The sequence below is a fragment of the Maribacter litoralis genome, assembly GCF_003075045.1.
GTDB lineage: Bacteria > Bacteroidota > Bacteroidia > Flavobacteriales > Flavobacteriaceae > Maribacter > Maribacter litoralis.
Genome location: NZ_QCZD01000007.1, coordinates 51,187 through 72,546 on the forward strand (window position 1 = coordinate 51,187; position 21,360 = coordinate 72,546).

General features: G+C 36.4%; 18 protein-coding genes. 10 read left to right on the forward strand and 8 right to left on the reverse strand.

The features are described 5' to 3' along the window. Nucleotides 1-30 precede the first annotated feature (30 nt). The 3 genes from ilvC (at nucleotide 31) to DCS95_RS18730 (ending at nucleotide 4,604) form a co-directional block, all read left to right on the forward strand. Nucleotides 31-1,506, forward strand: coding sequence for a ketol-acid reductoisomerase (ilvC, locus tag DCS95_RS18720; RefSeq protein WP_116772326.1), 1,476 nt, complete (start codon nucleotides 31-33; stop codon nucleotides 1,504-1,506). Nucleotides 1,507-1,661: 155 nt separating this feature from the next. Further along, a complete protein-coding gene (gene ilvA / locus DCS95_RS18725; protein ID WP_116772327.1) occupies nucleotides 1,662-2,927 on the forward strand; it encodes a threonine ammonia-lyase in 1,266 nt (421 codons plus the stop codon). Nucleotides 2,928-3,017: 90 nt separating this feature from the next. Next, on the forward strand, nucleotides 3,018-4,604 hold the full coding sequence (locus DCS95_RS18730; protein WP_116772328.1) for an NADP-dependent glyceraldehyde-3-phosphate dehydrogenase: 1,587 nt from the start codon (nucleotides 3,018-3,020) through the stop codon (nucleotides 4,602-4,604). Between the two features lie 37 nt (nucleotides 4,605-4,641). Here DCS95_RS18730 and DCS95_RS18735 read toward each other — a convergent pair whose 3' ends face one another. From DCS95_RS18735 to DCS95_RS20670, 3 genes are all read right to left on the reverse strand, one after another. Continuing rightward, complete coding sequence (locus DCS95_RS18735) at nucleotides 4,642-5,280, reverse strand: tetratricopeptide repeat protein (protein ID WP_116772329.1); 639 nt, start codon at nucleotides 5,278-5,280, stop codon at nucleotides 4,642-4,644. Nucleotides 5,281-5,388: 108 nt separating this feature from the next. Continuing rightward, entirely contained in the window at nucleotides 5,389-6,576 is a 1,188-nt protein-coding gene (locus tag DCS95_RS20665) for a TonB-dependent receptor plug domain-containing protein (RefSeq protein WP_341865208.1), read from the reverse strand. A gap of 24 nt (nucleotides 6,577-6,600) precedes the next feature. Further along, nucleotides 6,601-7,542: a TonB-dependent receptor gene (locus DCS95_RS20670; protein WP_341865209.1), complete on the reverse strand. Its 942-nt coding sequence runs from the start codon at nucleotides 7,540-7,542 to the stop codon at nucleotides 6,601-6,603. A gap of 249 nt (nucleotides 7,543-7,791) precedes the next feature. Between DCS95_RS20670 and DCS95_RS18745 the strand changes: the two genes are divergently transcribed. Together DCS95_RS18745 and DCS95_RS18750 are read left to right on the forward strand one after the other, a co-directional pair. Beyond that, a complete protein-coding gene (locus tag DCS95_RS18745) occupies nucleotides 7,792-8,991 on the forward strand; it encodes an MFS transporter (protein WP_116772330.1) in 1,200 nt (399 codons plus the stop codon). A gap of 188 nt (nucleotides 8,992-9,179) precedes the next feature. After that, entirely contained in the window at nucleotides 9,180-10,448 is a 1,269-nt protein-coding gene (locus DCS95_RS18750) for a serine hydrolase domain-containing protein (protein ID WP_244178497.1), read from the forward strand. 77 nt (nucleotides 10,449-10,525) lie between these two features. On the opposite strand, the gene leuB is transcribed toward DCS95_RS18750, so the two are convergent. The 5 genes from leuB to leuC form a co-directional block, all read right to left on the reverse strand. Further along, a complete protein-coding gene (gene leuB, locus DCS95_RS18755; protein WP_116772332.1) occupies nucleotides 10,526-11,581 on the reverse strand; it encodes a 3-isopropylmalate dehydrogenase in 1,056 nt (351 codons plus the stop codon). Between the two features lie 75 nt (nucleotides 11,582-11,656). Then, nucleotides 11,657-12,004, reverse strand: a complete 348-nt coding sequence (locus DCS95_RS18760) for a four helix bundle protein (RefSeq protein ID WP_116772333.1) — start codon at nucleotides 12,002-12,004, stop codon at nucleotides 11,657-11,659. A gap of 43 nt (nucleotides 12,005-12,047) precedes the next feature. After that, nucleotides 12,048-13,565: an alpha-isopropylmalate synthase regulatory domain-containing protein gene (locus DCS95_RS18765; RefSeq protein WP_116772334.1), complete on the reverse strand. Its 1,518-nt coding sequence runs from the start codon at nucleotides 13,563-13,565 to the stop codon at nucleotides 12,048-12,050. An 86-nt stretch (nucleotides 13,566-13,651) separates the two neighbouring features. Then, nucleotides 13,652-14,248, reverse strand: coding sequence for a 3-isopropylmalate dehydratase small subunit (gene leuD / locus DCS95_RS18770; protein ID WP_116772335.1), 597 nt, complete (start codon nucleotides 14,246-14,248; stop codon nucleotides 13,652-13,654). A gap of 99 nt (nucleotides 14,249-14,347) precedes the next feature. Further along, nucleotides 14,348-15,760 carry a 3-isopropylmalate dehydratase large subunit gene (leuC, locus tag DCS95_RS18775; RefSeq protein WP_116772336.1) on the reverse strand — a complete coding sequence of 471 codons (1,413 nt, stop codon included), beginning with the start codon at nucleotides 15,758-15,760 and terminating at the stop codon, nucleotides 14,348-14,350. 461 nt (nucleotides 15,761-16,221) lie between these two features. Here leuC and DCS95_RS18780 point away from each other — a divergent pair, with 461 nt between their 5' ends. The 5 genes from DCS95_RS18780 to DCS95_RS18800 are packed head-to-tail and all read left to right on the forward strand — an operon-like array spanning nucleotide 16,222 to nucleotide 21,359. Further along, the gene (locus DCS95_RS18780) at nucleotides 16,222-17,511 is read left to right on the forward strand and encodes an MFS transporter (protein ID WP_116772337.1); all 1,290 of its coding nucleotides are present in this window, start codon (nucleotides 16,222-16,224) and stop codon (nucleotides 17,509-17,511) included. A gap of 13 nt (nucleotides 17,512-17,524) precedes the next feature. Then, a complete protein-coding gene (locus DCS95_RS18785) occupies nucleotides 17,525-18,685 on the forward strand; it encodes a mandelate racemase/muconate lactonizing enzyme family protein (protein ID WP_116772338.1) in 1,161 nt (386 codons plus the stop codon). A 4-nt stretch (nucleotides 18,686-18,689) separates the two neighbouring features. Then, complete coding sequence (locus tag DCS95_RS18790) at nucleotides 18,690-19,697, forward strand: sugar kinase (RefSeq protein WP_116772339.1); 1,008 nt, start codon at nucleotides 18,690-18,692, stop codon at nucleotides 19,695-19,697. Beyond that, complete coding sequence (locus DCS95_RS18795) at nucleotides 19,694-20,326, forward strand: bifunctional 4-hydroxy-2-oxoglutarate aldolase/2-dehydro-3-deoxy-phosphogluconate aldolase (protein WP_116772340.1); 633 nt, start codon at nucleotides 19,694-19,696, stop codon at nucleotides 20,324-20,326. Before DCS95_RS18790 ends, DCS95_RS18795 begins: the two co-directional genes overlap by 4 nt. Nucleotide 20,327: 1 nt before the next feature. Beyond that, nucleotides 20,328-21,359 (forward strand): SMP-30/gluconolactonase/LRE family protein, encoded by a 1,032-nt coding sequence (locus DCS95_RS18800; RefSeq protein ID WP_116772341.1) that lies wholly within the window; start codon nucleotides 20,328-20,330, stop codon nucleotides 21,357-21,359. The last annotated feature ends 1 nt before the right edge of the window (nucleotide 21,360 follow it).

Sequence of the window (21,360 nt, forward strand, 5' to 3'; positions counted from 1 at the left end):
CATATAAATAATTAATAAAGTAAAAACAAAATGGCCAATTATTTTAATACGCTATCATTAAGAGATCAATTAACGCAACTTGGAAAATGCCGCTTCATGGATTCGTCTGAGTTCGCTGATGGTGTAAATGCTTTAAAAGGCAAAAAAATTGTTATCGTAGGTTGTGGTGCACAAGGTCTAAACCAAGGTCTGAACATGAGAGATTCTGGTTTAGATATAGCCTATACACTTCGTGATGCTGCTATAAAGGAAAAAAGACAATCTTTTATCAATGCAACCGAAAATGGTTTTACGGTAGGTACTTACGAAGAGTTGATCCCTACTGCCGATGTTGTTATTAACCTTACGCCAGACAAGCAACATACTGCTGTAGTTGGTGCGGTAATGCCATTAATGAAAAAAGGGGCCACCCTTTCATACTCTCATGGTTTCAATATTGTTGAAGAGGGTACACAAGTACGTGAAGATCTTACGGTAATTATGGTTGCTCCAAAGAGTCCAGGGTCAGAAGTTAGAGAAGAATATAAAAGAGGTTTTGGTGTACCAACATTGATCGCAGTTCACCCAGAAAATGATCCAGAAGGTAAAGGTTTGGCACAGGCAAAAGCTTATGCAGCTGGTACAGGTGGGCATAGAGCTGGAGTTTTAGAATCTTCATTTGTTGCTGAGGTAAAGTCAGATTTAATGGGTGAGCAGACCATTCTTTGTGGTTTATTGCAAACAGGTTCTATTCTTTGTTTTGATAAAATGGTAGAGAAAGGAATTGATGCCGGTTACGCCTCAAAACTAATTCAGTACGGATGGGAAACCATAACTGAGGGTATGAAGTATGGTGGTATTACTCATATGATGGACCGTCTTTCAAATCCTGCTAAAATTAAGGCTTTTGAATTATCAGAAGAATTAAAGGATATTATGCGTCCGTTGTTTCAAAAGCATATGGATGATATTATGACCGGTCATTTCTCTAAAACGATGATGGAAGATTGGGCAAATGATGACAAAAACCTTTTGACATGGAGAGCTGCTACTGGCGAAACTGCCTTTGAAAAGACTCCTGCAGGTGATCAAGAAATTACAGAGCAAGAGTTTTATGATAACGGAGTGCTTATGGTAGCCATGGTTAGAGCTGGTGTAGAATTGGCTTTTGAAGCAATGACAGAATCAGGAATTATAGCCGAGTCTGCTTACTACGAATCTTTACACGAAACTCCGTTGATTGCGAACACAATTGCTCGTAAAAAATTGTTTGAAATGAACCGTGTAATCTCAGATACGGCTGAATATGGTTGTTATTTATTTGATCATGCATGTAAGCCTTTATTGACTGATTTCATGAAGGATATAGATACAGACGTAATTGGTAAAAATTTCTCTGCAGATATAGATAACGATGTGGACAACGCTCAGTTGATAGCAGTGAACAAAGCATTACGTGAACATCCGGTAGAAATAGTTGGTGCGCGTTTACGTGAGTCAATGACAGCAATGAAGCCTATAGTATAAGGTTTTAAAGATTAAGTAAACTTACTGATTGTCCGGTTGGGTATGTTCAAAGCTGCAAGCTGAATTTCTGTTGCAGATTTCACTGAACATTACTTAAGCGGACAATTTATGTTTTATACATTTATGAATAATGTACCACTAGTAAAAAAAATGATATGAGGGGTAACAAACCGGCATACTTTCCTGTATTAGATGATGTTTTACAAGCAGCACAGACTATTTCTGAAATTTCTGAAGAAACTCCATTAACAGATAGTATTAGATTATCAAAACAATTTGATTGTCAAATTCGCTTAAAACGAGAAGATTTACAACGGGTAAGATCATATAAAATTCGGGGAGCATTTAATAAGATCAGTTCTTTGACCAATGAAGAAAGAAATAAAGGGGTTATTTGTGCCAGTGCTGGTAACCATGCCCAAGGCGTTGCTTTTGCTTGTTGTCATTTAAAGATAAAGGGTACAATTTATATGCCATCTGTAACACCAAAACAAAAAGTAGAGCAAACTAAGCTTTTTGGTGGCGAATGGGTAGATGTAGTTTTACAGGGCGATACATTTGATGATTCATCACAAGCAGCTAAAATTTACGGTGATAAAACGGGTAAAATATTTGTGCACCCTTTTGATGACCCTAAAATTATTGAAGGTCAGGCTACGGTTGGTCTTGAGCTTATTGAGCAGGCAAAAAAGCCAATTGATTATCTTTTTGTTTGTATAGGTGGAGGCGGATTGGCATCTGGACTAATAAGTGTATTTAGTCAACTATCGCCGAGTACTAAAATTATTGGGGTTGAACCTAAAGGAGCGCCCTCTATGAAAACGGCCATAGATTCAGGTAAAGTGGTGGCTTTAGAGAAAATCGATAAATTCATTGATGGTGCTGCTGTAAAGCAGGTGGGCAGTTTAACTTATCCTATTTGTAATTATTATTTGGATAACATGATTACTGTTGATGAAGGAAAAGTGTGCCAAACCATTCTAGATCTCTATAATAGAGATGCTATTGTGGTAGAACCTGCAGGGGCATTATCCATAGCGGCCTTAGATGAGTACAAAGATGAAATAGTTGGTAAGAACGTGGTCTGTATAATAGGTGGCAGCAATAACGATATCACAAGAACGGCCGAAATAAAAGAGAGAGCCTTATTGTATGGTAAGTTAAAGCACTACTTTATTATCAGGTTCCCTCAAAGGCCAGGTGCATTAAAGGAGTTTGTTGTAGATATTTTAGGACCTACGGATGATATTACCCATTTTGAATATTCCAAAAAGTCGAGCAGGGAAAATGCTCCAGCTGTAGTTGGTATAGAATTGAAGCATCCAGATGATTTAAAACCATTGATAGAACGTATGAAAAATAACAATTTCTATGGTGATTATATAAATGATAAACCAGACTTGTTTGAGTATTTGGTTTAAACTACTTTTAATATGTTAGACTGCGTAGCTAACAATTTATAATGCGACCCATATTACATGTATCAACGATTGTACTAAAAAGGTAAAGAAATGAGCGAAATTAAAATTCCAGAAGAATTTCAAATAACATCTACTATAGACCAAAAACATTATTTGGTCAACGGAGAATTAAAAGAATGGAAAGGAGACACAACACCAGTGTTTTCTACTATTTCTTCAACCAAAGAATATAAGCCAACATTGTTGGGTAGTATTCCCGACTTGCAAGAGGCGGAAGCTCTTGAAGCATTGAACGGTGCTTTAAAAGCCTATGACAAAGGGCAGGGCGTATGGCCAACAATGCATGTAAAGGACCGCATTGAATGTATGGAGGTTTTTGTTTCTAAAATGAAGACCAAAAGAGAAGAAGTCGTTAAATTATTAATGTGGGAAATTGGTAAATCGCTACCAGATTCTCAAAAAGAATTTGATAGAACCGTTGAGTATATTGAAGATACTATTGAAGATTATAAGCAATTAGATCGTGATGCAGCTAAATTCACCAAACATGATGGTGTATATGCGCATATTAAAAGAGGACCTTTAGGGGTCGTGCTTTGTTTAGGGCCTTATAACTACCCATTGAACGAAACTTTTGCATTGTTGATCCCTGCTATTATTATGGGGAATACAACCATTTTCAAGCCTGCAAAACATGGAGTTCTTTTGATAACACCGCTTCTTGAGGCATTTCAAACCAGTTTTCCTAAAGGTGTGGTCAATGTACTTTTTGGTAGAGGTAGAACGGTAGCGGCACCAATCATGCAAACAGGTAAAGTTGATGTTTTGGCTTTAATTGGTAATAGTAAATCTGCCAATGCTTTACAAGATCAACACCCAAAAAGTAATAGATTACGATTGGTGCTAGGCTTAGAAGCGAAAAACCCTGCTATAATTTTACCTGATGCAGATTTAGACTTAACCATAAGTGAATGCTTAGCGGGTACTTTATCTTTCAACGGGCAGCGTTGTACTGCATTAAAAGTGGTGTATGTTCATGAAGATATTAGGGCAGATTTCAACAAACAATTCGCAAAAAAAGTAGACGAGTTAAAGTTCGGAAACCCGTGGGATGATGGTGTAAAACTTACTCCTTTACCAGAACCGGATAAAGCGGCGTACATACAAGGATTAATAGATGATGCACTTGCAAAAGGAGCTAAAATCATCAATAAAAAGGGAGGTCAGCATTTTGATAATTACATTTGGCCAGCAGTTCTTTATCCTGTAACAAAAGACATGCGTGTATATCAAGAAGAGCAATTTGGACCTATTATTCCTATTGTTCCTTTCACAGATATTGAAGAGCCTTTAGATGATATGGCCGAAAGTAATTATGGGCAGCAAGTAAGTTTGTTCGGTAAAGATGTATATGCACTTTCTCCATTAATAGACACCTTGGTAAACCTGGTGTGCCGTGTTAATTTAAACAGTTCATGCCAAAGAGGACCAGATGTTTATCCGTTTACAGGAAGAAAAGATTCTGCACAGGCTACCTTAAGTGTTCATGATGCTTTGCGTTCATTCTCTATCAGGACTTTTGTTGCCTTTAAGGATAACGAGCTAAATACCGATATTGTTGAAAATCTATTAGAAGCAAAGCTCTCCAATTTTGTAAGTACAGATTATATATTATAACTGATTATTGAGATAAATAATTAAAAACCTCTCCTAATTAATTAGGGGAGGTTTCTTTTTTACAATTAGCACTGATTGCCTGTGCTCTTTCTAATCCTGAATATGGATAATAAGGTATGGTTTGTTCTTCTTCATTGAATAAGGCTATGGCACGATCTATATCCTTACAAAATGGAGCGGTAGATTTACCAAAGAATTTTGCGGCACCCATATCCCATTCCGTCTTGCTTAAAAGCACCCTTGGATTGTTGGGAGCTATGCTTAATGCTTTTTGATAGATGGCAGCATTCTCACCAGATAAGGTCATTCCGTATTTTGCGCCGTCAAAAGCTATATAGGCTGTATTCAGTAATGCGTATGAAATCATTATTTCCGGATTGTTTTCCGAGATTTCAGAAGCTTTGTCCAAGAATGTTTTTGCTCTGGTAAGTTTCGTGTTTAATAATGCTTCATCTTGTAGCCCAAAACTACTTACTATTTCAATTAAACCAGCATAATAAGCCGGTAACCAATTATCGGTTTCTGCAGCTGATATTCTTTCAAAAAGTTGAGCAGCTTCGGTATTCTTTTGTTGGTCCCATAAGGCAAAAGCTTGGTTCATACCTTTTTCGTACGAAGTTTGAGCAGAAATGTTTAGGGTGAAAATAAACGTGGCAATTAGTAATAAGTTTCTCATGATGTATTTATTTGATGTTATTTATTGTTGTTCAAATATCTTTTTAAATAGTAGTTTCTAATAAAATAGATGACCCAGTTGTTGTTATTTGATCTTGAATTGTAAGATTTACAAATTGTCCAATTGATTGTCATTTTTGTTTTTGCTGATAGTCCAAAAGAAGCCAATGAAAAAGAAGCGATCTGCAGCAGGTGTAATGGTTCTTCTATCAAAAATGCCTTCGGTATTTGGTTGGTCGGCATATTGATAGCCATTTACATTTTTAGAACCTAAGACGTTACTAACGGATAGGTACAATATCTTTTGCGGACTTATTAAATACGCATAATTAAGATTTAGTGAATTAAAGCTTTTGGCTTGCTCCGTTAAAAAACCTCCTTTATTAGGGTCGGTGTAATTACGCCCGGAAGCATAATTATAACTAAACCCGATCTGGCTCTTCCAGTTTTCTACCCATCGTTTTACCACTAATGATGCATTGTGTTTACTGGCAAAGTTTGGTGTAGCGGTGGTAGGGTAATTTTGGTAGTTTCTTTCGGTGTCCAGATAGGAATAAGACATCCAGTATTCTGTATTTTTTATTGTTTTATTATCCCTCCAAAAAACATCGAGTCCCTTTGCAAAACCATTACCGGTATTTTCATAAGTTGACGTGGGTAAAGTGAAATCGGTATTGTACTTTACCAAACTACCATAGTCTTTGTAATAAGCCTCGGCCCTAAATATTTGTTTGTTTTTTACATATTGATAGTTGGCTATATAATGAGTAGTCTTTTCTGCAGTAAAATCAGTGTTGAATTTTAAATATTCATTCTTAGGATTTTGAAAAAACTCACCATACGCTAGTGAAAATTGAGAGTTTGATCCAGATTTATAAGCTAACGACAATCTTGGCGATAGATTGAATTCTTCTAGCAATTGCGAGTATTCACCTCGTAATCCGATTTTGGTAGCGAAGTTTTTAGAGAAGAAAATATCGGTCTCTGCAAAAGTGCTGAAAATATTATTATCAAAACCATAGGTGTTCTCAAAATTAGCGTCTGTATAGTTTTCTTTAAAGTTGGTAATGAAGTATTCGGCGCCAAAATTTAATTTGTATCTACTTGAAAAATATTTTTTCAAAGTAATTTTTAAATGAGCAGAATTTTCAACGTCTTCGATCTCACTAGTATTAATCTTAATATCTGATTGGTCGTTTGCAAAACTAATGCCTGTTTGTATGCTCCAATCCCTTTCCAAAAAATCTTGATATGAAGTATTAATGTATAGGTTTTTATTGTTTAAACCGAAGCGCACACCATCAACTTCATTAATATCTTCTTATGTTAGATCAAAGTCCACCGAACTGTATGCTCCATAAACTTTTAAAAGTCCGTCGTTATTGAATTTATATCTATATACCGCTTCACCGCCAAATGATTCTACGGGTTTATGCCATTCATTATTATCAGGATACAGTTTTTGATACGGTGTTAAGTTTATGTAGTTGGCATTTACGCTTAAAGAACTTTTATCCCAAATTTGAGTATTACCAAGTCCAAGACCAACGCTCATAATTGATATGTCGGTTTTTTCCTCTTGTGGTTCATTAACGCTATTCAATAATAAAACACTGGATAATGCTTGACCGTATTCTGCAGAGTATCCTCCCGTAGAAAATGTTATTCCTTTAAAGAGAAACGGAGATAACCTCCCCCTGGTGGGGATATTGTTTGCAGATGGGGAGTAGGGTGTAAATACACGCATGCCATCTACAAAGATTTGTGTTTCATCTGCATCGCCACCTCTAACGAATAATCTACCATCTTCCGCCACATTTGAAGTTCCTGGTAAAGTTTGTAATGCGCCTACAAAGTCTCCAAGGGCGCCGGCTGTGGTTACAATATCCAACGGTTTTAATGCGGTAACTTTGGCATTATCACCAGCATTGAATGTTCCTGCGTTAACAGTAACGGCATCTAAGGTGTTGATATCATCTTTTAGTTTAATGGTGATGTTCTTAAAGTTGATGACATCTGCTGATTTTGAATACGTCTCAAATGAAATTGATGATGCTATTAAGGTATGTATGCCTTTAGCATCCGTTTCAAAAGTGAAATGTCCCTCGTCACTGGTTGCGGTACCATCATATGTACCTTGTAAATAAACATTTGCTCCGATAACCGGTAGACCTTGTTGGTCAATTATCTTACCTGAAATAGTTGATTGAGCAAATGTGGAGAGATAGAAAAGTGTAAGCAAAGTAATTAATAGCGTCTTCATTGTTGATTTTGTTTTGATTGATACCACAAATATGGGTTGTTGGTTAAGGTTGGAATAAAATGGTTTTCTCAATTGTAGATTTTCTCTACTGAATTGGTAGAATTCACTATTAAGTGAAATTTAAGAAGGTTAATTTTTCACAGAAATCTGGTAATTAATTTGAGTTGTTAACGACATATGCGTTCTAACTTTGCCTTTTTAATTGCATGGGTAAAATAGATTGATGTAGAAAGAATTAAAATTTGAAGTATGGAGAATTTAAAATCAAATAAAAAAGCATTGTTTGCTTTGGCTATAGGAGGTTTCGGGATCGGACTGACCGAGTTTGTTATCATGGGAATTTTAACAGAAGTATCCGGTTCTTTGGGAATAACCATTCCTCAAGCAGGACATTTCATTGCAGCGTATGCATTGGGTGTTGTAGTAGGTGCACCATTGTTGACAGGGTTGGGGTCAAAATTGAGTCCTAAGAAAATGTTGTTCTTTCTAATGATCTGGTTTACGGTATTCAATACATTATCTGGGTTGGCAGCAGGGTATAGCAGTTTGTTGTTCTTAAGATTTTTATCTGGTATACCTCACGGTGCATTCTTTGGTATAGGTGCGGTAGTTGCAACAAAATTGGCTAAAAAAGGTAAAGGTGCTCAGGCAATTTCTATTATGTTTTCTGGACTTACAGTTGCGAACGTAATAGGTGTGCCAATTGGAACTTACTTAGGACAACAATTTAGCTGGAGTGTTTCTTTTTACTTAGTTGGTTTTGTAGGCTTGCTGGCATTGGGAAGTATTTACTTATGGATGCCAAAAATTGAAGTCGACGATCAAGAGGAAAAGGTTACCGTTAGCCAGGGTTTAAAGAATAGCGAATTGTGGGCTTTGATTGCGTTGACTACCATAGGAACTGGTGGATTCTTTGCTTGGTACAGTTACGTAGCTCCTTTGATTACGGATGTAGCTGGTTTGCCTGATCATTTTGTAGGTTACGCGATGATGTTAGCCGGACTAGGTATGGTTGCAGGAAATTTTTTAGGGGCAAAAATGGCGGAGTGGTTTTCTCCTTTAAAAGCGGTTATAATTAGTTTGTCGGTAATGTGCGGTATTTTATTGTTGAATATGATGATAGCGACCAATCCTTATTTACTAATGGTTTTGACATTTGTAATAGGAGCAATATCATTTACTGTGGCAACACCAATTCAAATGGCAATAATAAATACATCTAAAGGTTCAGAAATGCTGGGTTCTTCTATGAATCAAAGTGCCTTTAACATGGGTAATGCTTCTGGAGCATATTTAGCAGGGCTACCAATTGCTTTCGGTTATGGTATCGTGTATTCTAGTCTAGTTGGTGCAATTCTTGCATTTTCTGGTGTCGCTATAGCAGTAGGGATTTTAATCGTAAGAAAAAGAAAAGAAAATAAATATAGAAAAATGGCTATGGGCTATTAATCTATTATGAGTCAATATTAATTTAAAGGAACCTTTACTAGGTTCCTTTTTTTTTATAAATAGGTGTTTGAATATTTTGATCCAAGTTCTTAATTAAACAGGCTAGATGTTAAAATTTAAATATTGTGTAGTTCATCGATAATTTATTACATTTTAACCCGTTATATTCGACATAAACCTACTATACTGTGTCACGTACCAAACTATTCTTTGGAACCATAATTATGGTTCTCCTTTTTTTTGTTCTTACTGCTTCTTCTTTTAAGCCAGAGCACTCCAAGGCAATAATTGCGAATCCTAATCCAGAAAAAACCCTTGCTGAGAAAAGGGAAATTAAATTATATAATATTAGGCAGAAAGCTTTAAACGAAGCTTTATCAAAATACTTTGATCAGGCAATTAAAGCGGGAGATATTGTTGGTGCCGGTGTTAGTATAGTTAATGGCGATTCAGTAATATTATCTAACGGATACGGAAAGAGAAGTTATAATGCCAACGAGTCGGTGGATGCAGAAACTTTGTTTAGACTAGGGTCTATATCTAAAGGATTTACAGGTGTTTTGGCAGCAAATTTGGAAAGTGACGGTATGTTGCGATTAGAAGATAAGGTTTCAGATTATTTGCCTAATTTTCATTTTGGTGACCCACAGCATACTGAACGCATAAAACTATCCCATTTGCTTTCGCATACTACAGGTACACCTTATCATAGTTATACAGATTTGGTTGAGGCTGGTTTATCCATGTCGACTATCAGTGAAAAATTTGAAAACGTTAACCCTATTAGTGAACCTGGTCTACAATATAGTTATCAGAATGCTATGTTCTCTGTCTCTCAAGAGGTGATGCTGAAAGCAACAGGAAAAAACATTCAAACCTTATTGAGCGATAGATTCTTTGAACCTCTAGGTATGAGTTCTGTTTCAATGGACCATGAAACCTTAATGAATACGGATAATATTGCATTACCACATGTTAAGAGAAGAAATGGTTGGAAATCGGTATTGCCTAAAAATAATTATTATAATGCTATAGCAGCTGGCGGTATAAATGCGAATTCAAATGACATGGCCAAGTGGATGCGGTTTTTGTTAGGGCATAATCCAGAAGTAATGTCAAAAGACGAAATGGCACCTGCATTTCAATCTTTTATAGAATTAAAAGGACATAGAAAGTACTATCAAAGGTGGCCGGGACATATAAAGTCGGCTTACGGCTTTGGTTGGAGAATACATACAGTAAAAGAGAATGAGAATGCACCAGAAGAAATTATTTGGCATCATGGTGGTAGCGTAAATAACTACAGAAATGAAATTGCTCTTTTTCCTGATTCTGATTTAGGTATCTGTGTATTGATTAACGGACCTTCTAAATTAGTGAAGACCGTTATACCAGATTTACGTGCAATAGTTAAAAGTATTTATGAAAAAGAAATTGCTATTGCTTCTAGTATTTAAAAGTCATATTACAATTAAAGAATAAAAAAATCCCTTTAATCAATGATTAAAGGGATTTTATAGTTAAATATGAATTTTTAAATGTTGCTGGCCAGCCAATCGCCAACTTCACTTGTCTTATAGCTTTTTCCACCATCGGCAAGGTCTTCGGTTACGTAACCTTCAGCTAATGATTTGTTTACTACTCTTCTAATTTCTTCAGCTTCATTGGTTAAGTCTAAATCCTCAAAAAGCATAGCAGCAGAAAGTACTGTCGCCAAAGGATTAGCAATATCTTTACCTGCCGCTTGCGGGTATGAACCATGTATTGGCTCATATAAAGAAACTTCACTACCTACAGATGAAGAAGGCATAAGCCCCATTGAACCTGCTATTACAGAAGCTTCATCGGTTAAAATATCACCGAATAAGTTTGCTGTGATGATTACATCATAACCTTTTGGCCATTGAATTAATCGCATGGCAACCGCATCAATAAACTCATAAGTTACCTCTACTTCAGGGTACTCTTTTTCTAAACCTTGTACTGTTTCTCTCCACAGTCTAGATGATTCCAATACATTGGCCTTATCAACGCAACATAGTTTTTTAGAACGCTTCATAGCCATGTCAAAACCTTTTCTTGCCAAGCGCTCTATTTCAAAACGTTGGTAGGTCATGGTGTCAAATGCAGTATTACCATCATCTTTTCTTCCGCGTTCACCAAAATAAACTCCTCCGGTCAATTCTCTCAAAATAATGAGATCGGTTCCTTCAATACGATCTCTTTTTAATGGAGATTTATCTATTAAAGAAGGGAAGGTAAAGGTTGGTCTTACATTAGCGAACAAACCTAATTTTTGTCTCATTTTTAATAATCCCTGTTCTGGACGAACTTTTGCTGAAGGATCATTGTCAAAACGAGGGTGACCTATAGCGCCAAATAATACTGCATCTGCATTGGCACATACTTCATGAGTTTCATCTGGGTAAGGTTCACCAACAGCATCAATAGCTGCCGCTCCCGTTAGTGCAGGTTTCCAAGTAATATCGTGCTCATATTTTTTAGCAATGGCATCACATACCTTTACTGCTTGATCAATAACTTCAGGACCGATACCATCACCGGCCAATAAGGCAATATTTAATTTCATGGTTTATCGCTTTTTCGCTTTTCGCTGTACGCTAAACGCTATACTTTAAACGTATATAGTTTAGGCTATTTATAATTATATCTTATTTATTAAACTATTTAAACTTCTTCTTACTTTATTTACTTTATCATGAATGATTAAAAACTCTTCTTCTTGAATATACTTTAGATCTTTTGCTAAAATGGTAAAATATTCTAATTCACTTGCTGACCCTTGAGAAATGATTAAAAAACGTTTAAACTCCGCATCAGATTCTCTTCCGCATCCTTCAGCTATATTTGCAGGAATAGATGAAGAAGCTCTTCTCATTTGACTTGTTAATCCAAAATTTTCATTATTAGGAAAGCTTCTAGTCAATTTATAAATCTCTAAAGTAACTTCATGACCTAATTTCCAAACATTATATTTTTTATAATCTCTCATCAAAAGCGTTTAGCGCCCCGCGTCCAGCGTCAAGCGCTTTGCGCTATATTATATTCAACATCTTCTCTGTCGCTTTAATGGCACTAACCGTTTGGTCAGAATCCAACCCTCTTGAGGTAAATTCTTTACCGTCTAATTCCCAAGTGATGACTGTTTCACATAAAGCATCAGATGTACTGCCAGGCGGTATTCTTACTGCATAATCCGTAAGTTTTGGCAAGGCAATCTTCTTGGCAATATACACTTTTTTAAGGGCGTTCATAAAAGCATCATACTGTCCATCTCCTTGTGCATGCGCTTCTATAACTTTTCCGTCAATTTCAACGGAAAGGGTAGTGGAAGGCATTAAACCTTTTGCATGTGTAAGTACATAAGATTTTATAAATACCTTTTGCTTATAATCGGCAGTATCCAAAACATCGGAAATAATAAATGGAAGGTCATCTTTTGTAACCCGTTCTTTTTTATCTCCTAATTCTATAATTCTGGCAGTAACTTTTTTAAGCTCTTCATCATTTAATGTTAAGCCAAGTTCCTGTAAATTTTTCTGAATATTCGCTTTGCCAGACATTTTACCTAAAGCATACTTTCGTTTTCTACCAAAACGTTCGGGCATTAGGTCGCTAAAATACAGGTTGTTTTTGCTGTCGCCATCGGCATGTATTCCTGCAGTTTGGGTAAATACATTATCTCCAACAATTGGTTTGTTTGCTGGTATGGTAAACCCTGTAAAGGCAGAAACCAATTTACTTACCTTATATAATGAGGTCTCATTTACTTTTATCTCTACTTCTGGTAAAAAGTCATTGATAACGGCTATAGCACTTGCCATAGGGGCATTGCCAGCTCTTTCTCCCATTCCGTTTACTGTTAGGTGAAGACCATGGCAACCCGCTTTTACGGCTTCCATAATATTTGCAACACCAAGATCATAGTCGTTATGACCATGAAAATCAAAATGTAACTTCGGAAATTTCTGAATGATTTCTTTTAAGTAGGCATACGTTTCGGTGTGTGTTAGTATACCTAAAGTATCGGGTAATAAAATTCTTTTTACGTTTTGGGTAGAAAGAAATTCTAAAAATTCAAAAACATATGCTTTGGAATTTCGCATGCCGTTACTCCAGTCCTCTAAATAGATATTATTGATAATACCTCTTTCAGTAGCTTGCTTAAAAATTTCGGCTATTTCTGCAAAATGTTGTTCTGGAGTTTTCTTTAACTGATATTTTAAATGGTTGAGAGAACCTTTGGTCAACAAATTTTGTGAAACGGCACCAGAAGTTTTCATCCAATCCAAAGAAACCCCACCGTCCACAAAAGTTAGAACCTCTACACGTTCTAAAAAACCTTTTTCAGCGGCCCATTCGGTTATTTTTTGAACAGCTTCTAGTTCACCATCAGATACACGAGCCGAGGCAACCTCAATACGGTCTACTTTTAGCTCTTCTAAAAGTAACTTTGCCAAGGTCAGTTTTTCCGATGCAGAAAAGGATACTCCAGAGGTTTGTTCACCATCCCTCAGGGTGGTATCCATAATTTCTAACTTTCTTTTTTTCATGTGTTCTAATTGCCGTTCCCTTTGTAATTAGAAACGGCAAATGGTTAGTTAACGTAAATGCTGTTGATAATATATTGTTGTAAAGATTACAACGGTGTGTTTTCTGCAAATGTTTCAATATCCTTTTTGATGTTCAATAGGTAATCAATATCATCGAAACCGTTAAGCATATTGTTTTTCTTGTAATCGTTAATGTCAAAAGATTCACTTTCACCGGTAGGTAATAAGGTTATCTTTTGCTCAGGAAGATTAATTTCTAATTCTGTAGATGGGTCGGCTTCTACGGCATCAAAGATTTTCTGTAGGAAATCTGCACTAACCTGCACTGGTAGCACACCAATGTTTAAACAATTTCCTCTAAAGATATCTGCAAAAAAGCTAGATACTACACATCTAAATCCGTAATCATAAACTGCCCATGCAGCATGCTCACGAGAAGATCCTGATCCAAAGTTTTTACCACCAACCAAGATTTTTCCGCTGAATTTATCTTGATTCAAAACAAAATCTTCTTTTAAAGTATTGTCTTGATTATAACGCCAGTCTCTAAAAAGGTTGTCACCGAAACCTACACGTTCTGTAGCCTTTAAAAATCGAGCAGGAATTATTTGATCTGTATCTACGTTTTCAATAGGTAACGGTACTGCCGTTGAAGTTAATATGTTGAATTTATCGTATGCCATTTTTTATAGCTTTTTGCTTCTGGCATTTAGCCATTAGCCTATATTATTATAATTGTTACTGTGCTAAAAGCCAACGGCTAATAGCGAAAGGGAAACTTGTTACACAAGTTCTACCATTAATTCTCTTGGATCTGTTACTTTACCGGTTACGGCAGCGGCAGCGGCAACTAGCGGACTAGCCAATAATGTTCTTGATCCAGGGCCTTGTCTACCTTCAAAGTTTCTGTTCGATGTACTAACCGCTAATTTTCCGGCAGGTACTTTATCATCGTTCATCGCCAAACAAGCTGAACAACCTGGCTCACGTAGTTCAAATCCAGATTCGGTTAAAATATCAAGAATGCCTTCTTCTTTAATAGCAGTTTCAACCTTATGCGATCCAGGAACCAACCAAGCTGTAACATTATCTGCTTTTTTTCTACCCTTTACAATAGATGCAAATGCTCTAAAATCTTCTATACGACCGTTGGTGCAGCTTCCTAAGAAAACAAAATCAATTGGTTTGCCCATCATGCTTTCACCTTCATTGAAGTCCATATATTTCAATGATTTTTGGTAGGTAGTTGCACCACCTTGTACGGCATTGGCCATAGGAATATCATTTGAGATTCCCATACCCATACCTGGGTTGGTACCATAGGTAATCATAGGTTCAATTAATGAACCGTCAAAAGTTAATTCTTTGTCAAAAACGGCATCCTCATCGGTATATAAGGTTTCCCAATATGCCATTGCTTTGTCCCAATCAGCACCTTTAGGAGTAAACTCACGACCTTTTACATATTCAAATGTTTTTTCATCAGGAGCTATCATACCACCACGGGCACCCATTTCTATACTTAGGTTACAAACGGTCATACGACCCTCCATACTCATTTCTCTGAAAATTTCACCGGCGTATTCTACAAAATATCCAGTTGCACCAGAAGTAGTTAATTGCGAAATAATAAATAAGGCAACATCTTTAGGAGTTACCCCTTTGCTCATTTTACCGTTAATATTAATACGCATTCTTTTTGGTTTTGGCTGCATTATGCATTGTGTAGCCAATACCATTTCAACTTCAGAAGTACCAATACCAAAAGCAATTGCTCCAAAAGCACCATGTGTAGAGGTATGTGAATCTCCACATACTATGGTAGCACCTGGTTGTGTAATACCATACTCAGGACCAACAACGTGCACAATACCATTTTTTGCATGCCCTAATCCCCAATAAGAAATACCATATTCATTAGCATTTTCTTCTAACATTTTTAATTGGTTTGCAGAAAGTGGGTCGGCTACCGGTAAATGTTGATTAATAGTAGGAGTATTATGGTCAGCCGTTGCAAAAGTTTTCTCAGGATGCATTACAGGAATATTTCTATTCTTGATGCCTAGGAAAGCAACAGGGCTGGTTACTTCGTGTACCATATGTCTGTCAATGAACAGTACATCTGGACCATCTTGTATTTTATGTACTACGTGGGAATCCCACACTTTGTCAAATAATGTTTTTGTTGCGCTCATATTCTATATAATCTAAGTGCACAAATCTATTAAAACCAAGGGTTTTTTGGAAATTAACACACTTCTAAATTACGATGTTCAACGATAAAGTTGTTATATTTTAATGAATTCTTAAGTGCAATATAAATTTATAAGAGTCACTTGATTTACTGTTTAAATATTTTGTAAAACACATTTATTACTGATAAAAACTCAATTCTTTCCTTTAGTTGATCATATTGTAAATAATTTTAACATTGTCTAGTTTTTATAAAGTAGTTATTTCAATTTACCAAAGGTGTTCAGTAAACATAAAAAGAACTTCAATGTTTTATGTGGTATTTTTTCGATGTTCTTTTTTAAGACCTTTTCATGAGGCTAAATATCATTAGCATGCAGTAAGGGATGTCAATATAATACTGTTTGTTATATAGCATCGTTAAATTCATATAATAATTATTACGGTAATAACTTTAAAATACATGTTAGAAAAAAATACAAAAAAACGCTATAACATATTGGCAATGGTCTTTTTTACTGTTGTCGTCAATTATCTTGATCGTAGTAATATTTCTGTTGCTGCATTTGCTCTGAGCGATGATTTAGGGTTAAGTACTGTACAAATGGGATATATTTTTTCTGCCTTTGCTTGGACTTATGCCATTTTACAGATACCTGGCGGTATTATGGCAGATAAAATAAAAACGCGATTCTTGTATCCCGTTCTTATGGCATTTTGGTCTATTGCCACGCTCATACAGGGTGCCGCCAACTCATTTTTATTATTAATAGGGTTAAGGGCAAGTATCGGTATTTTTGAGGCGCCATCTTATCCTATCAATAATTTAATCGTTACTCGTTGGTTTCCAGACAATGAAAGAGCTTCGGCAATTGCGGTCTATACTTCTGGTCAATTTTTAGGTTTAGCTTTCTTGACTCCGGTTTTAACTTGGATTCAATCTGAAATGGGGTGGAGAGGCTTATTTATTGTAAGTGGTATCATCGGCTTGGTTTGGGCATTGGTATGGTATCTTTTATATAGAGATCCAAAGGATCACAAAACCATAAGTTCTAAAGAATTGAAACATATAGCCGATGGTGGCGGACTTATTAATTTAAAATCTGATGCAGAGAAAGTGCCGAAACAGAAATTTGAAATGTCAGATTTAATTCAGGTTTTTAAGTATAGGAAGCTTTGGGGTATATACATCGGTCAGTTCTGTTTAGGTGCTACCGCAATATTCTTTCTTACATGGTTTCCAACATATTTAGTAAAATATAGAGGTCTAGACTTTTTACAATCGGGGTTTTTGGCATCAATACCATTTCTGGCGGCATTTGCAGGAATTCTTCTTTCAGGGTTTAGTTCAGATTATTTAGTAAAGAAAGGATATAGTAATGAAATAGCTAGAAAAGGTCCAATTGTAATAGGTATGCTGTTATCCACGGCAATTATTGGTGCCAATTATACCGAAGACAATACGTTGGTTATTTTGTTTTTGGCCATCGCTTTCTTTGGTAATGGCTTGGCTAGTATCGCATGGGTGTTCGTTTCGTTAATGGCGCCTAAAAACTTAATAGGGCTTACGGGCGGAGCGTTCAATTTTATTGGTGGACTTTCTGCAGTTGTTGTGCCTGTTGTTATTGGTTATTTAGTGAAGGATGGAGACTTTAAGCCTGCTTTGTTTTTTATTGGAGGAGTTGCTTTTTTAGGATTCTTCTGCTACACTTTTGTTATTGGTAAGGTCGAAAGGATCGTGCCAAAATCTTAAATGAATTTATACGATGAAAATTACTGATATTAAAACATTCCCTATTAATGTAGGTGCCGGTATACAGCTGGTAGTAAAAGTTGAAACCGATGAAAATATTTTTGGTTGGGGAGCATCTGGACTTTCAGGAAGAGAGCTTGCCGTTGTTGGTGCCATTCAGCATTTTAAAACATTTTTAATAGGTAGAGACCCAAGGCAAATTGGTGCGTTGTGGCAAGAAATGTACCGTGGGCAATATTTTGAGGGAGGTCGTGTTTTAACGGCCGCCATTTCTGCAATTGATATTGCACTGCATGATGTTAAAAGTAAAGTGTTGAATGTCCCTATTTATGATCTTTTAGGAGGTAAGCAACGTAATTATGTGGAGTGCTTTGCCTCGGTTCGTTTTACTACCAAAGAAGAACTGTTAGACTATTCTAGAACTTTGGTAAAAGAGGGATGGAAAATGTTACGTTTGGCTCCGGCGGAGTTTGAATCACAGAAAGATCCAGGTATTTTTGAACCTAGAGTTTCCATAGCGCTTCTGGCTGATTGGGTTACTTCATTACGAAAGGAAATCGGACCCGAAATTACAATGGGTATTGATTACCATACAAGACTTTCTATTCCAGAAACCTATTCGTTTATTCAAAGAATGCCAAAAGGTACTCTGGACTTTATTGAAGAACCTATTAGAGACGAAAACCCAGAAGCTTACAAAAGCCTGCGCCAAATGATAGATGTACCCTTTGCTATAGGTGAAGAGTTTTCGAGCAAATGGCAGTTTATGCCTTTTATTGAACAAAATATAACACAGTTTGCACGTGTAGATGTTTGTAACGTTGGCGGTTTAACAGAGGCAAAAAAGGTAGCTTCAATGGCAGAAACCCATTACATAGATTTAATGCCGCATAATCCATTAGGTCCTATATGTACTGCTGCTACTATACAACTGGGGGCTTCGTGCCCTAATTTTAGTTGGTTGGAGGAAATAAATACACCTGCTCAACAAATGGGCACAAATGCAACTGAATTTTATCCTATGCAACCTATGCTTGAAGGACCTCGATACAAGGTGTCTGATTTACCTGGTCTTGGCGTCGATTTTAATGAGGAATTGGCACTTTCTAAAGAATTTATACTTGTAGATATTCCTACATTAAGAAGAAATGATGGGTCATTAACAAATTGGTAAACATATGAGCTTTATAACTTTTGGAGAAATAATGTTGCGGTTAACGCCCAACAACCACGGACAGAAAATAAATTCTTCCAACAATTTTAATGTCAATTATGCCGGTTCTGAGTCTAATGTGGCTAGCGCTTTAGGAGTTTTAAATAATAATGTTGATTTTGTTTCTAAGCTACCTGCCAATCAATTGGGTGATGCTGCGGTTAGAAATTTACAGGGTTTTGGTGTGCAAACAAGTTTTGTTGTCCGTGGCGGTAAAAGAATTGGAACCTATTTTATTGAGATTGGCGACTCTATTAGACCGTCAAGCGTTATTTATGATAGGGCAGACTCCGCTATAAGCACAATTGGGGAAGGGGAGTTTAAATGGAAAGAAATCCTCAAGAATAAAAAATGGCTCTTCCTTTCTGGTATAACTCCTGTTCTTAGTGAACAATGTGCTTTAGAGACTGTAAACGCTGCAAAAATAGCCGATGAAATGGGAGTAAAAGTTGCTTTTGACATGAATTATAGAAGGTCTTTATGGAATTCTAATAAAGAGGCACAGGTCATATTCAATAAAATTCTTGAAAATACCGATTTGCTTTTTGGTAATGCAGGTGTTCTAAAAGATGTATATGAAATGAATTTTTTTGGTGATAGCGCTGAAGAAAGGACTATTGACGCTATTAGAAAAGCGAAAAAAGAGTTTGGTGTTGAACAATTGGCTTTTACCATTAGAGATCATAGTTCTGCGAGCGAAAATGAGCTTTCGGGTGTGTTTTTAAATGATAATGATTTATCGGTCTCAAAGGCGATAAAAGTTAAAATAACCGATCGCTTTGGTACTGGCGATGCCTTTGCTGCTGCGTGTTTACATAGTATTGATAAAGGTTGTACTAATCAAGAAATTATAGATTTCTCCACTGCGGCTTTTGCTTTGAAGCATACGATAAAGGGAGATCAACACACAAGTTCAGAAAATGAAATTAAATCAATAATGGAAGGTAATATTTCCGGACACGTTTTACGATGAATAGAAAAGAAATAGTAGCTAGAATTAAGAATGAAAAAATAGTCGCCATTTTACGCACAAAGAATCAGGCAGATGTTTCAAAGGTGGTTAAGATGGTTTTGGAAACCGGGGTGAATGTGCTAGAAATTACCTCTAACACTCCAGGGTTTTTAGAAGAAATTACGAAGGCGCGTGCACTATATCCTGATAAAATTATTGGAGTTGGTACCGCGATTAACGTAGTTATTGCAGAAAAAGCCATTGCTGCAGGAGCGCAGTTTTTGGTCACACCTAATACCAATGTTGATGTTATTGCTTTAGGTCATGAATACAATGTACCCGTATTAATGGGTGCCATGACACCTTCTGAAGTATGTATGGCGCATGAAAATGGGGCAGATGTGGTAAAACTTTTTCCCGCTGGGGCTATGGGGCTCAATTTTTTTAAAGCAATAAGGGCTCCTTTGGATCACATAGAATATTTTGCAGTTGGTGGTATAAACCCAAATAACGCTGCAGATTGGTTTAAGGCTGGAGCATCTGGTATTGGTTATGGTTGTGTAGTAAATGATTCACAGACAGGCATGATAGATTTTGAGTCAACCAAAAAAATGTCTGAAGATTTTTTAATCAAGGCAAAGGCTCATTGATATGATAAAAAGTAGTCTGTTTCTAATCATTTTATTTGCTTTTATTTCTTGTAAAGAAATAAAAACTAAGAATACCGATGTGCCAAATGCTGTTGCCTCTAAATTTGCAGTTGAAATATTAGATGAAGAAGCGTTACAGATTTTAAATCCTGAATCTTCTTTGCAAATCGTGGCGAGTGGCTTTGATTGGGTGGAGGGACCTTTGTGGATAGAAAACGGACAGTATCTTCTGTTTTCTGATATTCCGCAGAACAAGGTCTATAAATTAAATGACAAGAACGATACGATAACGTATTTAAAGCCTTCGGGCTATGATGTTCAAAATTATACGGGTAAAGGGTCAGGGTCTAACGGTTTACTACTGAACTCTAGTGGACAATTGGTTCTAATGCAGCACGGAGAAAGACGTGTAGGTGTTATGAAATCATCAATGAACGACCCAAAACCAGAATACAGCTCTATAGTGAGTGAATACGAGGGAAAAAGATTGAATAGCCCTAATGATGGCATATACGATGATGAAGGCAATCTCTATTTTACAGACCCACCATACGGACTAGAAAATTTAATTGATGATAAGAATAAGAAGTTGGATTTTCAAGGTGTTTATTGCCTTTTGAAAACTGGCGAACTCCTACTTTTGGATAAAGAGTTGAGCTACCCTAACGGAATTACGCTTTCTCCTGATAATAAAACACTTTACGTAGCGGTGTCAGATGAAAAAGTAGGTGGCGCATGGCACCAATATAATTTAGAGTCTCCTGGTAAGGTAGCGGAAAAGAAACTATTTTATAATGTTGAGCACCTTTTGGGCAAACCAAATGAGCAAGGACTTCCGGATGGTATGAAAACCAATAGCAAAGGTTATGTTTTTGCCACAGGACCAGGTGGGTTGTGGATTTTCACTAAAGAGGCAAAACCCATAGCTAAAATACGAACAGGTCTTTTAACTTCAAATTGCGCGTTAACCACTAATGAAAAGCGTTTGTTTTTAACGGCAGATGACTATATATTGGCTTTAGATTTAAAATAAA

Excerpts from the sequence above, each read along its gene's own strand:
- DCS95_RS18790 (WP_116772339.1), top strand. The coding sequence starts at position 18,690 with ATGAGCTTTATAACTTTTGGAGAAATAATGTTGCGGTTAACGCCCAAC.
- DCS95_RS18780 (WP_116772337.1), top strand. The coding sequence starts at position 16,222 with ATGTTAGAAAAAAATACAAAAAAACGCTATAACATATTGGCAATGGTC.
- DCS95_RS18800 (WP_116772341.1), top strand. The coding sequence starts at position 20,328 with ATGATAAAAAGTAGTCTGTTTCTAATCATTTTATTTGCTTTTATTTCT.
- DCS95_RS18735 (WP_116772329.1), bottom strand. The coding sequence starts at position 5,280 with ATGAGAAACTTATTACTAATTGCCACGTTTATTTTCACCCTAAACATT.
- DCS95_RS18745 (WP_116772330.1), top strand. The coding sequence starts at position 7,792 with ATGGAGAATTTAAAATCAAATAAAAAAGCATTGTTTGCTTTGGCTATA.
- DCS95_RS18760 (WP_116772333.1), bottom strand. The coding sequence starts at position 12,004 with ATGAGAGATTATAAAAAATATAATGTTTGGAAATTAGGTCATGAAGTT.
- DCS95_RS18795 (WP_116772340.1), top strand. The coding sequence starts at position 19,694 with ATGAATAGAAAAGAAATAGTAGCTAGAATTAAGAATGAAAAAATAGTC.
- DCS95_RS20670 (WP_341865209.1), bottom strand. The coding sequence starts at position 7,542 with ATGAAGACGCTATTAATTACTTTGCTTACACTTTTCTATCTCTCCACA.
- leuB (WP_116772332.1), bottom strand. The coding sequence starts at position 11,581 with ATGAAATTAAATATTGCCTTATTGGCCGGTGATGGTATCGGTCCTGAA.
- leuD (WP_116772335.1), bottom strand. The coding sequence starts at position 14,248 with ATGGCATACGATAAATTCAACATATTAACTTCAACGGCAGTACCGTTA.
- leuC (WP_116772336.1), bottom strand. The coding sequence starts at position 15,760 with ATGAGCGCAACAAAAACATTATTTGACAAAGTGTGGGATTCCCACGTA.
- DCS95_RS18730 (WP_116772328.1), top strand. The coding sequence starts at position 3,018 with ATGAGCGAAATTAAAATTCCAGAAGAATTTCAAATAACATCTACTATA.
- ilvA (WP_116772327.1), top strand. The coding sequence starts at position 1,662 with ATGAGGGGTAACAAACCGGCATACTTTCCTGTATTAGATGATGTTTTA.
- DCS95_RS18765 (WP_116772334.1), bottom strand. The coding sequence starts at position 13,565 with ATGAAAAAAAGAAAGTTAGAAATTATGGATACCACCCTGAGGGATGGT.
- DCS95_RS18785 (WP_116772338.1), top strand. The coding sequence starts at position 17,525 with ATGAAAATTACTGATATTAAAACATTCCCTATTAATGTAGGTGCCGGT.
- ilvC (WP_116772326.1), top strand. The coding sequence starts at position 31 with ATGGCCAATTATTTTAATACGCTATCATTAAGAGATCAATTAACGCAA.